Source organism: Bacillus sp. HNG, from assembly GCF_003400205.1.
In the GTDB taxonomy this organism is placed as follows: Bacteria; Bacillota; Bacilli; order Bacillales; family Bacillaceae_L; genus Ferdinandcohnia.
On sequence record NZ_QUQV01000003.1, the window covers coordinates 21,360 to 34,553 of the forward strand.

The 13,194-nt window shown below is 37.1% G+C and carries 14 protein-coding genes; all 14 read right to left on the reverse strand.

Annotated elements, in window-relative coordinates; all coding sequences use genetic code 11:
• Positions 1 to 4: 4 nt before the first annotated feature.
• Positions 5 to 643, reverse strand: a complete 639-nt coding sequence (ccpN, locus tag DZB84_RS06755; protein WP_189655189.1) for a transcriptional regulator CcpN — start codon at positions 641 to 643, stop codon at positions 5 to 7.
• Positions 644 to 781: 138 nt separating this feature from the next.
• Positions 782 to 2,860, reverse strand: a complete 2,079-nt coding sequence (gene glyS / locus DZB84_RS06760) for a glycine--tRNA ligase subunit beta (RefSeq protein ID WP_116351511.1) — start codon at positions 2,858 to 2,860, stop codon at positions 782 to 784.
• Complete coding sequence (gene glyQ / locus DZB84_RS06765) at positions 2,853 to 3,743, reverse strand: glycine--tRNA ligase subunit alpha (RefSeq protein WP_116351512.1); 891 nt, start codon at positions 3,741 to 3,743, stop codon at positions 2,853 to 2,855. The genes glyS and glyQ overlap by 8 nt, the downstream gene beginning before the upstream one ends.
• A gap of 639 nt (positions 3,744 to 4,382) precedes the next feature.
• A complete protein-coding gene (recO, locus tag DZB84_RS06770) occupies positions 4,383 to 5,132 on the reverse strand; it encodes a DNA repair protein RecO (protein ID WP_116351513.1) in 750 nt (249 codons plus the stop codon).
• Between the two features lie 93 nt (positions 5,133 to 5,225).
• The gene (locus DZB84_RS06775) at positions 5,226 to 5,369 is read right to left on the reverse strand and encodes a YqzL family protein (RefSeq protein WP_116351514.1); all 144 of its coding nucleotides are present in this window, start codon (positions 5,367 to 5,369) and stop codon (positions 5,226 to 5,228) included.
• A gap of 225 nt (positions 5,370 to 5,594) precedes the next feature.
• Entirely contained in the window at positions 5,595 to 6,506 is a 912-nt protein-coding gene (gene era, locus DZB84_RS06780) for a GTPase Era (protein WP_116351515.1), read from the reverse strand.
• Positions 6,496 to 6,897, reverse strand: a complete 402-nt coding sequence (locus DZB84_RS06785) for a cytidine deaminase (protein ID WP_116351516.1) — start codon at positions 6,895 to 6,897, stop codon at positions 6,496 to 6,498. The genes era and DZB84_RS06785 overlap by 11 nt, the downstream gene beginning before the upstream one ends.
• 111 nt (positions 6,898 to 7,008) lie before the next feature.
• Entirely contained in the window at positions 7,009 to 7,389 is a 381-nt protein-coding gene (locus DZB84_RS06790; protein ID WP_116351517.1) for a diacylglycerol kinase family protein, read from the reverse strand.
• Entirely contained in the window at positions 7,373 to 7,843 is a 471-nt protein-coding gene (gene ybeY / locus DZB84_RS06795; RefSeq protein ID WP_116351518.1) for an rRNA maturation RNase YbeY, read from the reverse strand. The genes DZB84_RS06790 and ybeY overlap by 17 nt, the downstream gene beginning before the upstream one ends.
• Entirely contained in the window at positions 7,840 to 10,035 is a 2,196-nt protein-coding gene (locus tag DZB84_RS06800) for an HD family phosphohydrolase (RefSeq protein WP_116351519.1), read from the reverse strand. Before DZB84_RS06800 ends, ybeY begins: the two co-directional genes overlap by 4 nt.
• A 76-nt stretch (positions 10,036 to 10,111) precedes the next feature.
• The gene (locus DZB84_RS06805; protein WP_116351520.1) at positions 10,112 to 11,083 is read right to left on the reverse strand and encodes a PhoH family protein; all 972 of its coding nucleotides are present in this window, start codon (positions 11,081 to 11,083) and stop codon (positions 10,112 to 10,114) included.
• A 3-nt stretch (positions 11,084 to 11,086) separates the two neighbouring features.
• A complete protein-coding gene (yqfD, locus tag DZB84_RS06810) occupies positions 11,087 to 12,274 on the reverse strand; it encodes a sporulation protein YqfD (protein ID WP_116351521.1) in 1,188 nt (395 codons plus the stop codon).
• Between the two features lie 25 nt (positions 12,275 to 12,299).
• Positions 12,300 to 12,584, reverse strand: coding sequence for a sporulation protein YqfC (yqfC, locus tag DZB84_RS06815; protein WP_116351522.1), 285 nt, complete (start codon positions 12,582 to 12,584; stop codon positions 12,300 to 12,302).
• 91 nt (positions 12,585 to 12,675) lie between these two features.
• Positions 12,676 to 13,155, reverse strand: coding sequence for a hypothetical protein (locus tag DZB84_RS06820; protein ID WP_116351523.1), 480 nt, complete (start codon positions 13,153 to 13,155; stop codon positions 12,676 to 12,678).
• Positions 13,156 to 13,194 lie beyond the last annotated feature (39 nt).

Genomic DNA, 13,194 nt, shown 5'->3' on the forward strand with positions numbered 1-13,194 from the left:
AAAATTAGAGGATTTCATCCCCAGCGAGGGCCACTAAGGCTTTCGTCATATTTGTCTTTGTGATTCTTCCAATAACCTCAATACCACGTTCAGAGTGCTTAACAACAGGTAATGCATCAATTTGCTTTTCAATTAATTTATGAGCCACATCAAGTAAAAGATCATCTTTTTCACACATTGTAATATTCGGCATACGAGTCATAATAATTGTGACTGGAATAGATTTCAAGTCCTGGTTACCAAGACTTGCCCGCAATAAATCCTTCCGCGATAAGACACCTACAAGTAGGGAGGATTTATCTACCACGAATAATGTTCCGACATCTTCTAAAAACATCGTTACAATTGCATCATATACAGATAAACTCTCATTTACAACAACAGGTATGGATTGATAATCCATCACTTTTATTTTTTTGATTTTATCGGCTAGCAACTGCTGTCCTGTTTTTCCTGTATAAAAATAACCGACACGGGGCCTTGCTTCAAGATAACCAGCCATTGTTAAAATAGCGAGATCCGGACGAAGTGTTGCCCTCGTCAAACTTAACCGGTCCGCAATTGCTTCTCCTGTTATCGGTCCATTGTCTTTTACAATTTGTACAATTTGTTCTTGCCTCTTGCTCAGTTCTATTGTACTCACCACCAATCGTAAAATCTATTGCTTTATGTACACAAATTCAAAAAGGTTATACTAATTAGAATTATTATATACTAATTGTGTCATAACGTATAGGGTATGAAAAAAGACTAGGAGCAACATGCTCCTAGCTATTCGTTCTTACTTTACAATTATTGCATTCATATCTCCGATTAAATAAATGATGTTTGCTAATTGCACCATTTGTGCTAGACGATTTTTCCTTACAGCCTCATCATCTGCCATAACCATTGTATGTTCAAAATATTGATCAATTAACTCTCTCAACGAAGCCAAAAGATGGAAAGCTTCTGCTACATTCTTTGTATGAAGACTATCGATTATTTTTGGTTTAACCTCTGTAAACTTTTCAAAGAGTTGTTTTTCTTCATTTGATTCGAAAAGGCTAGGATTAATTTCAGCCTCTTCACCTTTTTTCGCGATATTGAGTACTCTACCTAATGATTCAATTGTCGCTTTAAAGTCTTGATGGTCTTTATTTTTTTCAAGAATTTCGGCTTTTTGAATCAGTAGTCCAACAATGCCTATCTTTGTACCAAGAACTGCATCAATAATGTCGTAGCGTACGTTACGATTGGTTAATTCATGTTTGATACGTAATTTAAAGAAATGGACAAGTTCTTTTTCAATTTCTTGTTTTTCAAGCTTTGCCACATTCGCTTCAACAAATAAACTTATTACATACTCGAATAACTCTTCGAGGCTAATATTCCAGCCTTTATCAAGTAATATTTGAACAACTCCTGATGCCATACGACGTAATGCATATGGGTCCTGTGAACCAGTTGGAATGATGCCAATTGAAAAACACCCAACAATTGTATCCAGCTTATCAGCAAGACTGATCAATGCACCTACGGTTGTCGCAGGACTAGCGTCATCAGCGTGTCGTGGCATATAATGCTCATTAATGGCTACAGCAACTTCCTTCGCTTCCCCACTTAATCGTGCATATCGTTCACCCATGACTCCTTGAAGCTCAGGGAATTCATATACCATATTTGTGACAAGGTCAAATTTACAAATCTCAGCAGCGCGGTTTGCCTTATTTTGTGTTTCACTATCTAAATCAAGAAGCACTGATAAATGCTTGGTGATTTGCTGAATTCGTCTAACTTTGTCACCAATTGAGCCGATTTCTTCATGATAAATGATTTTATCCAGTTTCTGAATTAAATCATCGATTTTTAATTTTTGATCTTCTTTATAAAAGAAATCTGCATCAGATAAACGGGCACGAAGTACCTTTTCATTACCTCTTGCGACTGTTTCAAGATGCTTGTGGTCACCATTTCGAACCGCTACAAAGTAAGGAAGTAGAGCACCATTTTTATCTTTTACAGGGAAATAGCGTTGATGCTCTCTCATGCTAGTAACTAATACTTCTTCTGGTAAATTTAAAAATTCATCTTCAAATTTTCCGTAAAACGCAGTAGGATATTCCACAAGATTTGTTACTTCTTCAAGCAGATCCGCATCAATTGGAACTTCCCAATTGTTGTCTTCTTCTAAAATTTTTATTTGGTTTGTAATAGCTTCCTTACGCTCAAGATAGTCAGCAATGACATATTGAGACATAAGTAGTCTTTCATAGTCTCTTGGGGATGTAATTTCAACCTCGTGACCTAAGAAACGATGTCCCCACGTTTTATTGCTGGCCGTAACGTGTGTGATAGTAATAGGAATAATCTCATCACCGAATAAAGCAACAATCCATTTTATTGGACGAACATAACGAAGCTCTTGATTTCCCCATCGCATATTTTTAGGGAAAGATAGATGTGTAATGACATCTTCAAGCTCACCTAAGATATCTACTGTATTTTTCCCTTTAATAAACTTATTGATATGTGCGTATTCCACACCATTTATTTCTTTAAAAAAGATATCTTCAACTGTCGCACCTTGTCCTCTCGTAAAGCCCATCGCAGCTTTTGTCCAATTACCATCCTGGTCTAGGGCAATTTTTTTCGCAGGACCTTTCGCTTCGAGTTCAACATCCTTTTGTTTTTCAGCAACATCATGAACAAGAATTGCTAGTCTTCTAGGTGAAGAAAAACGCTCAACCTGTTCAAATGATATATTATGTTCAAGCAACCAGTTTGTCACCTTGTCAGAAAGCTGATTCATGGCATCTGTTACAAACCGTGCTGGCATCTCCTCTAAGCCTATTTCAATCAATAAATCTCGATTACTCATGACGATCGTCTCCTTTTGCCTTCAGCATTGGGAAGCCTAGTTTTTCCCGCTCTTCATAAAACGTTTTTGCAACTTTACGAGCCAAATTACGCACTCTGCCAATATACCCTGTTCTTTCCGTAACTGAGATTGCTCCCCTTGCATCTAGCTGGTTGAAGGTATGTGAACATTTTAATACATAATCATATGCCGGATGAACGAGGCCTTCGTCCATTTGACGATGTGCTTCTTTTTCATAAATGTTAAATAAGTTAAATAGCATTTCTGTATCAGATGTTTCAAATGTATATTTTGAATGTTCGTATTCAGGCTGATGGAAAATATCACGAACCGTAAATCCCTTCGTCCATTCAAGATCAAAAACATTTTCTTTATCTTGAATATAAGAGGCTAAACGTTCAATTCCGTAAGTGATTTCGACTGAAACAGGTTTACACTCAATACCTCCAACTTGTTGGAAATAAGTAAATTGAGTTACTTCCATTCCGTCAAGCCACACTTCCCAACCAAGTCCTGCAGCCCCAAGTGTTGGTGCCTCCCAGTTGTCTTCAACAAAGCGGATGTCATGCTCTAATGGGTCAATTCCTAATTTACGTAAGGAGTCTAGGTAAAGCTCCTGAATATTATCAGGTGATGGCTTCATGATGACTTGGAATTGATGGTGTTGGTACAGGCGGTTTGGATTTTCTCCGTAACGACCATCGACTGGACGTCTTGACGGTTCAACATATGCAACATTCCAAGGCTCTGGACCTAGACTTCTTAGGAATGTATATGGGCTCATTGTTCCTGCACCCTTTTCTACGTCATAGGCTTGCATGAGAATACAGCCTTGATCTGACCAATGCTTTTGTAACGTTAATATCATTTCTTGTATGTTCATACTTGCACCTCCGGAATTATAAAGCGGAAGCGCCTTTCTCAGAAACGAGAAAACTGGAGACTCCAACAAAGAGGCGATTTTTGCCTCTGAAGGAGGAGTTGAAGTTTCTCGAGTTTCTAGGCGCTGCAGCTGGATTTGGAAAACTTATTTAAAAAATAAAAAACTCCCCTCCTCTATGCCTAATTGTAGACATAGGGACGAGAGTTTACCCGCGGTTCCACCCTATTTGCAACAACAAAAAAAAGTTATTGCCTCTTTCAACGATACACTCTGGAACGCCTTCCTTATTTGTTCATACCCTAGCTCCCACCGTCCTAGGTTCGCTTTTATGAACTTAGATGTTGTTCAAAAAGTCCGACAAAAATGACACATCGCAAGAGGAACTTCGACTAAACGCCGACACGTCCTGTGTCGAACGTCGAAGTCACCACATCCTGTGGAAGCTCGTTGGCTTGCTTTTCCGTTGCTCACGTATTAAGATCATACGTTCCGCTACTCAAAGCCACGCCGCCTCGAACTTCTTGGTCCTTTTTATCTTCCTTTTTGAACAAACACTGTAATAAGTACTACTTTCCTTCAACGTGCGATATTTTTAATTGAACTATATTCCAATTTGACAGCCATGTCAAGTAGGCTACTTTACGGAAGTCGAAAATTTTCAAGTTGATCTAAGAATCGTTTTGATTTTAGATACAAGCCTGAATATTCATCGTAATACATGTCAATAACTCTTTTTATTTCTTTCTTCGTCTCATCCTTTACGGCTATACTCCCTAACCGATTTAAATCAAAATAATAAAATAAACGAAGTAAGCGAATGGTTGCTTGTGATACTTTTAGATGATACGGTTCTTTTTCATAGCAACGATGACAAAGAAGTCCACCTTCTTTAATTGAAAAAGCAAATTCGCCCTCCGTACTTTTACATATTGTACATTCGTTAAGTCGAGGATACAAACCAAGTAAAGGCAGCATTTTAAGCTCATAAATATACAGAAGAATATCAGGGTCATATCCTTCATTTAAGTAATTAATGGTTTGATATAGCATTTCAAAAAGAAAAGGGTTTGGTTTCTTGTCTTCCGTACATTTATCGGTTAATTCAACTACATAAGATGCATATGCGGTTAAGAAAATATCTTCCTTAACAGAACGAAACGTTGCTATGGTTTCACCTTGCTGTAAAACACCTAAACCTGACGTTTTTTGAATTAAAAACTGCCCATATGTAAAAACCTGGGTAATAGCAGCTAGGCGACTACTTGGTTTCTTTGCGCCTCTTGCCATTACCCCAATTTTCCCCCATTCACGGGTATACAAAGTTACAATTTTATTTGTTTCACCATAATCATTTGTTCTTATGATTATACCTTCACATTTTTGTAGCACTTCTGTCACCATCCATTGGCAACAAGGCAACCAATTACCATTGTTACTATAATAGCGCGCCCTTTAATAAGTCAAGAACGCTTTATAGGATGGTCAAGTAATTGGAAAATCTATTTCTGCTAGCTCCTCATTTTGTGCTTCGGGTCTCTCAGTCTTCTCTTGTTCCAATTCCTTAAAAAGAAGATACGTATCAACATTACCTGTTTGACTAAACACCTTCCAGGTAAAATCTAACATAGTAACCCCACCTTTCAGTTATTAAGACTAGCACAGACTGCTCCAATTTCATTCACTTTTAGTAGATGTTCAAAACGTACGTTGTAAATAGTTTAACTACGACGCAGTCCTCTTGAACATTTACTTGTAAGAATATCTTGACCGAATATCCTAAAAAACATGTTACATAAATTTTGCTAATCCGTGTATTTTTTTCAGAAATGCAAATACTGTAACGTTTATGCCTTAATATTCATCTTCTCTGAACCCATAATCGCGTAGTTGGGACATTTTGTTACGCCAGTCCTTTTGAACCTTTACCCAAAGCTCTAAAAACACCTTCGACCCAAGCAATGCTTCAATATCGGCCCTTGCTCGCTTTCCGACCTCTTTTAGCATACTACCTTGTTTTCCAATCACAATTCCTTTTTGCGAATTACGTTCGACAATGATAGTAGCACCAACGTATACAGTATTGCCACCTTCTCTTCTTTCGAGTGAATCCATGACAACGGCAATTGAATGTGGTACTTCTTCTCTTGTAAGGTGTAGCACTTTTTCGCGTATTAATTCTGTAATAATAAATCGTTCCGGATGGTCTGTTACCTGATCAGCAGGATAGTATTGAGGTCCCTCTGGTAAATAATTTTTGATTTGTTCAACTAGTCTCGGGGTATTCGTACCCTGTAGTGCTGAGATTGGAACAATTTCCTTAAATGGGTAGAGCCCTTTATACTGCTCGATTAATTCTAATAATTGATCAGGGTGTATTTGGTCTATCTTATTAACAACTAGAAAAACTGGTGTCTGAATATTTTTTAGACGTTCAATGATGAACTCATCACCTCGACCATAGCCCTCTTCTGCATTTATCATAAATAAGACTAGATCGACTTCCTTAAGTGTATTCTGGGCTACCTTCATCATAAAATCGCCCAATTTATGCTTCGGTTTATGGATACCGGGCGTGTCAATAAAAATAATTTGAGAGTCTTCTTCTGTATAAACCCCTTGCACCTTGTTTCGTGTTGTTTGAGGTTTATCACTCATGATAGCAATTTTTTGTCCGATAACGTGATTTAAAAAAGTGGACTTTCCAACATTTGGCCGTCCAATTATCGAAACAAAACCTGATTTATAGCCATTCTTATTTTCCATGTAAATCCTCCGGTGTAAAAGCTCCTGGTAGTAATTCATTAATTGTTATCTCTTGTATATCGCCTTTTAGATTCGATAAATATACCTTTGTATCAGGCTGACATAGCTCTGAAATAACTTGACGACAGGCGCCACATGGAGGCACTGGTCGGTCTGTATCTGCAACTACAGCTATTGCTGCAAACTTCTTATCACCTTCAGACACTGCCTTAAATAGGGCTGTTCGCTCTGCACAATTTGTTACACTATATGCAGCATTTTCAATATTACAGCCATGGTACACTTTGCCATCCTTCGTTAGCAGGGCAGCCCCCACCTTAAACTTGGAATATGGAACATATGCTAGTTCTCTTGCTTTTTTTGCTTCGTTGATTAGTTCTTCTGTCTTCACTTCTATCTTCCTTTCTGCGTATCTTGGTACGGAAGTGTATTTTTATTTTACATAAAAATCTTGATTTATGCATGGCTTAAATTATTTGTTACACAATTGTAAGAATTTTCTCTAAATTAGTCTTTTTACATAGGGTAGGAATATGATTAATCCAATAATAACAGAAATGATCGCATAAATGAGAACAGAGCCAGCTGCAATATCTTTTGCCTTCTTAGCCAAAGGGTGGAATTCACTTGTAACTAAATCCACCACTTTTTCAACTGCTGTATTCATCAATTCAATTGAAAACATTCCACCGATTAAAAGAAGAATAACCATCCATTCCACCCTTGTGATTTGGAAAAGAAAGCCACAAATCACGACAATGATTGAACACAATAAATGTATTTGTAAATTGCGTTCTGAAAAAAATGCTTCACGCAAGCCTTGAAAAGCAAACGAAAAGCTTTTGATAAAGCGAGTCCATTTGCTATTACCGTTCAAGTCCATACGCCTCTAGGATTTCCTTTTGTCTTGAAAACATTTTACTCTCATCCTCTTTTGTCATATGGTCATAGCCAAGTAAATGCAAGAAACCATGGACGGCAAGGAAACCTAATTCCCTCGCAAAAGAATGCCCATAATCCTCAGCCTGCTCCCTTGCCCTTGGGATTGAAATGATGATATCTCCTAATAGTTTTGGTATGTCTTCACCGATAATCGCAATTTCTCCCTCACCCATCTCTTCCATGGCAAAGGAAATAACATCTGTTGGTTGATCTTTGTCACGGTATTCCCGATTAATTTCTTGAATCCTATCATTGTCAACAAATGTAATCGAAACCTCTGTCCCTTCTTTTACACCTTCTTTTTCAGCAGCTAAAAAAAGTAGTTCCCTCACTAATTTACATTCTTCTTCCTTTACTTCTCCAATTTCATCATTAAAATCAATTTCTAATCTCATGCTTCTTTCACCTTCTGTTTTGTAGCCTCCGCAGGGTATTCTATCCTTGAGTGGAAGATTCCCTTGAGTGATTCACATAATGTTTTCGCAACGATATCAAGCTCTTTAAGTGTGATGTCACATTCATCAAATTGCCCGTCCTGTAATCGATCGGCAATAATATTATTTACCAACGACTCAATTTTTTGTGGAGTTGGATTTGATAGTGAACGTACCGCTGCTTCAACACTATCTGCAATTCCAATTACGGAAGCCTCTTTTGTTTGTGCTTTAGGTCCCTCATATCTAAAATCGGATTCAAGAATTTCTCGATCACTTTGTTGCTTTGCTTTATGATAAAAATATTTCAACAGTGTTGTCCCATGATGTTGCTCAGCAATATCGACAATTTCTTTCGGCATTTTAAATTTTCTCAATGTCTCAGCGCCATCTGTGGCATGTGCTGTAATAATAGTTTTACTAAGTTGAGGTGCAATTTTATCATGTGGGTTTTCAATATTCATCTGATTTTCAATAAAAAAATGTGGTCGTTTTGTTTTTCCAATATCATGATAATACGATGCAACTCTTGCTAATAAACCGTTCGCTCCAATTGCTTCACAGGCAGACTCTGACAAATTTGCCACCATGACACTATGATGATAAGTACCTGGTGCTTCCGTTAAAATTTTTCGTAATAACGGATGATTTGGGTTAGATAATTCGATTAATTTCATTGTTGAAAGAATATTAAATCCAGCTTCAAAGAACGGCAGTAGCCCTATTGTTAAAACTGCAGCTATAACGCCAGATAAAACTGCCATAATGATGGATGAACCATAATCCAAGCTTGAATAACTACCATTTTGTAATAGCATGATCGAAAAGATGACAATAATATTAATCAAAGCAACAAATAGCCCCGCTTGGAGTATTTTCCCTCTACGATTATGCTTACTTAAAAACAACACGCCAGCTAAGCACCCAAATAAGAAGTAAATCCCGGCTGTGAAATTTAGTGTACCTGTCACACCCTGGTTAAAGATAATACTTCCACAAACGGCAAAAATCATGCTTGAAAGGATCGCGACTTTTTCATTAATCAATAATTTTAATAACATTGCCCCCATAGCCACTGGAACAATATAACCTATATCAGAATAATCAATTTGTTGGAATATACTTATACCCTTCATTAATAGAATGGTTATAGTAAAGATAATCGCAAAGATCAGCAAATAAATATTACGATGGCGATCAGTCGGTATTTCATTATAAAAATGATAGACGAGTACACCAATGACTAATACAATAATTAATGCCAATCCAATAAATGGTTGAATTGGGTTATTCGTGTTCGTCATACCTAAAAGCTCTAGTTGTCGATAAATATCCCTGGTGATTAATTGTCCTTCCTCTACGATAATTTGACCTTGAAGAATTTTTACTGGCTCTACTGCTTCTATTGCTTGTTGGCGTTTTTCTTCTGTAGCCTCTACATCATAATAAACGTTTTGAACGACTGCAAAACGAGCCATTTCACGCATCGGCTCTCGTAGCGCTGCATCGACACTAGAATAACGTAATTCCTCCACCACTTTATTTTTTGCATTTTCCACTTCGGATGAAGGAATACGAGTGTTCATTACATTGTTAACAGCTGTAATAACCGCATCTTTTGCACGGGATAATTGCTCAGGAGAAGCCGTTAATAAAGCGGTAAAAACATCGTCCGGGATTCGATTTGTTAAATCCTGTGGCAGCTTTGTTTTTAACATCTGTAACTTTTCTGAAGCTGTCAATGGTTTAGGTTCTTCCCCTCGATCTTCTTCTGTGAGACTTTCCCATTCTTTCAATTTAGAATTAAACACATCTGATGCTTCATTATTCGTTTCTTCAATGGAGTCAAAAATGGAAATGGCCAGATCTACCTGATTATCTGCATATTCGGATTTGAGTGTGAAAACATCCTCTACTTCCTTTACTGCTGCATCCTGTTTTGCCTTTGTGGCAATTTTATCTTCAATTGTTAATGGAGAACGAATTGTCTGTTCAGAGGGATGCAGAATCTCTAAATGCAAAACTTCCGGTTTAACATTACTATACATAACCAAAAACATGATTCCTGCAAGGAGGATATAAATCAAAATATGTAGGTATTGAATGTTTTTAATAACGCTCAACTTATTTTTAATTTTTGTTGTTTTCCCCATTTCTTGAACCTCCTTTTCTAAGGCTTATTTTACCAGTTCCTTTAATGATAAAAAAGACCCATTCCATGTGGGTCTTTTACTTCTGATTAGCCTCAGCTTTTTCATACGCTTCAATAATACGTGCTACAAGAGGGTGACGTACAACATCAGACTGTTCCAAAAAGATAAACGCAGAACCATATACATCCTTCAGGATATTCATTACTTCATGTAAGCCGGATTTAACTCCTTTAGGTAAGTCAATTTGCGAAATATCGCCTGTTATGACCATTTTAGAGCCAAAACCTAGACGCGTCAAAAACATCTTCATTTGGGCCAATGTTGTATTTTGCGCTTCATCCAAGATGACGAAAGCATCGTCAAGTGTACGCCCTCTCATATAGGCTAGTGGGGCAATTTCAATTATTCCTCGTTCCATTAAACGTTCGGTATGCTCAGCACCAAGCACATCGTGTAGTCCATCATATAGAGGTCGTAAATATGGATCAACCTTTTCTTTTAAGTCTCCGGGTAAAAATCCTAGGCTTTCACCGGCTTCAACGGCTGGACGAGTTAAAATAATTCGTTTAACCTGCCCATTTTTTAGGGCGTTAACAGCCATAACAACTGCCAAATAAGTCTTTCCAGTACCTGCAGGACCAATGCCAAATACTAAATCATGCTGCTTAATAGCAGCCACGTATTGACGTTGTCCGTGTGTTTTCACACGAATGGATTTTCCTTTTGCCGTTTTTGTAATCTCTTCATCATATAATTCTTCAAAGGAATCCAATTTCCCGCTTTTTGCCATTTGAATACAGTAAATAACATCCCGTTCACTTACACGTATGCCTTTTCGAATCACTCCTAGAAGCTTTTCAATAATTTCCTCAACAAGCTGGACATTTGTTGGGTCGCCTGAGACATGAAGTGTCTCACCTCTTGTGATGATTGAAACATTTAATTCTTCTTCAATTCTTTTAAGATGGAGATCATTGTTTCCAAATAAAACAATTGCCTCGTTTGGATTTTCTAGTTGATGTTTACTCATTACTAAATCTTCTGACATCCTTTAGTCTCCTTGAACTAATGGTATCGTAGTGACGATATTCTCAATTACATTATATTTTATTTCCAATTTTACTTTACCATTGTTAATGGTTTGACGCAAAACTTTTTCTTCTTTAATTTCAGCATCACTGTCTAATTGTTGCTCTAAAGTAGTTCTCCCGATATCCTTTGCGACCTCAATAGCCTCATTGTCTGTGTAAGTTCTAGTGATTTTTTCACTTTCTCTAACTGTCTCTTTTTCATATGCAACTGGAAGTTCCCAATTAAAGAATTTGATATGTCTTTCATCCAACTCTGATTGAAATTCCTTATATTCAATCTTTCCAAATCCCCAAATCGGAATACGCAAATTTCCTAAAGAGATATAATGTTTTATTTTATTATGCCCAGTTAGTACATCAAGTTTCGTTGTAATATCTACCGTAACCTCAGACTTGTACCAAGTTTCACCAAAAATTTTTCCACGTGCAGGTACATATACTTCTTCGCCTTCTTTCCCAATTTTACCACTAACTAGTAGATCCCCTTTTTTAACAAAATCATTTTCAGCTACAACAGGCCTACCTTCTTCCACAATCAGTTTCTTAATAATCGCTTTTTTATTGGCCACAAGATTCCTTGGACTATACTGTTCTGGAGGCTCTGGCTGATTTTTTTCAACAACCTCAAAATGATAGGTCGTCCCATTTAATTCCACACCTATCCATGTAATATCATTAATGGCATCTTCCAAATGACGTTGCAATGATTCATTATCTTCAATGAAAAATTGCAGTTTACCTCTTTCTACTCCAAGTTTTTTCAATTCTTGAATAATGCGATGCTCGGTTTCAGGTTTAGCTCCTTTCACCTCTATACCCCAAACCATATTTGATAAAATTGTCACAATGATAAAAAAGGAAATAGCTCCAATTAGAAATCCACTATTGTATAGAGCTTTTTGAATGAGGAATGGTAAGCCTTTTTTTCCAATGAATCGTAGTTTACAATCATTTTTACGGACAACTCGTCTAATTTTTTTTATATCTTTTAAATACATGGAGAAGCTCAGGCTATGGGTACCAGGCTTCTTCACTTCCCATACTACAATCCCTTGTCTTACACATTCATTTACAAAACGTTCTGTCCCTTTTCCTGTAATAACAGCCTTGACACTCCCACTAAAAAAGTGCATCCAATGGTTTTTCATGCTTATCCCCCTAGTGTTTCATGTTTCATTTCTCGATATATTGGACATGTTCGATCTTTCCTTCGAGCATTATTTCCTCAGGTAATATGGTTTTAATGACAAATGCTTTACCTCTAATTAGAAGTTGTCCTTGTTTCAGTAATAGCCGTACTTCTTTATCAGAAAAGGTTAATAATCCACGATGATTTTCTATGTAAATATGTAATTGGCCAATCATAGTTATTCTTGGAAGATCCATCATGACGTCAGCAGGAAGTTCCATCTTGTTTGTGATCCATCTTTTCATGCGTTGTCCTAGGTTTTTAGGCATAACAAAGAACCCCCTTTCAACTCATGTTTATGAGTAAAAGGGGGTTCATAGAACATATTTTATATAGGAGTACTATCTCCGAAAACAAATATTAACGACGGGTTTGGTACGGTCTTTTTGCTCTTGGAGGGCCAAGAATTTCGGACCAAATAATCCCTTCAACGACCTTATTTTTCGAAAAGCTTCTGACAGCCTTATGTTCTGAAGTAGCTGCTAATGGTTTAATAACCGTTTGAATTTGTTCTTCGTCCTGTGATGTTTCTTTGTAGATTCCCTTTTCTTGGAGCTCTTGAAAACGTTCATAAAACGTATTTGGAACATGTGAATCAGAAACCAACTCAGGAGCAGGTTCTATATAATCATACTTTGTCTCAGCCTGATAATCTTCTTTTTCAGGTTTTGGTTCTTGGTCAAATGGATTAAACTGCTTCGGCAGTGGTATTTGAGTCGTAGGCTCTTTATTACCACTCGCAAAACGTTTAAACGCATTAATAAAAAATCCAAATATGACAATCAAAATCAAGGGATTTGACATAATAAAGTCAATAAACGCTTTTATAGGTGAATCCAACGTGTAAACCTCCTTTCAAGTTTTGAGGTTTATTCATGA

Coding starts and splice junctions, on each gene's coding strand:
- ybeY (WP_116351518.1), bottom strand. CDS start 7,843: ATGAGATTAGAAATTGATTTTAATGATGAAATTGGAGAAGTAAAGGAA.
- glyS (WP_116351511.1), bottom strand. CDS start 2,860: ATGAGTAATCGAGATTTATTGATTGAAATAGGCTTAGAGGAGATGCCA.
- DZB84_RS06790 (WP_116351517.1), bottom strand. CDS start 7,389: ATGGACTTGAACGGTAATAGCAAATGGACTCGCTTTATCAAAAGCTTT.
- DZB84_RS06805 (WP_116351520.1), bottom strand. CDS start 11,083: ATGTCAGAAGATTTAGTAATGAGTAAACATCAACTAGAAAATCCAAAC.
- glyQ (WP_116351512.1), bottom strand. CDS start 3,743: ATGAACATACAAGAAATGATATTAACGTTACAAAAGCATTGGTCAGAT.
- DZB84_RS06775 (WP_116351514.1), bottom strand. CDS start 5,369: ATGTTAGATTTTACCTGGAAGGTGTTTAGTCAAACAGGTAATGTTGAT.
- era (WP_116351515.1), bottom strand. CDS start 6,506: ATGGAAAATAAGAATGGCTATAAATCAGGTTTTGTTTCGATAATTGGA.
- yqfD (WP_116351521.1), bottom strand. CDS start 12,274: ATGAAAAACCATTGGATGCACTTTTTTAGTGGGAGTGTCAAGGCTGTT.
- yqfC (WP_116351522.1), bottom strand. CDS start 12,584: ATGCCTAAAAACCTAGGACAACGCATGAAAAGATGGATCACAAACAAG.
- DZB84_RS06800 (WP_116351519.1), bottom strand. CDS start 10,035: ATGGGGAAAACAACAAAAATTAAAAATAAGTTGAGCGTTATTAAAAAC.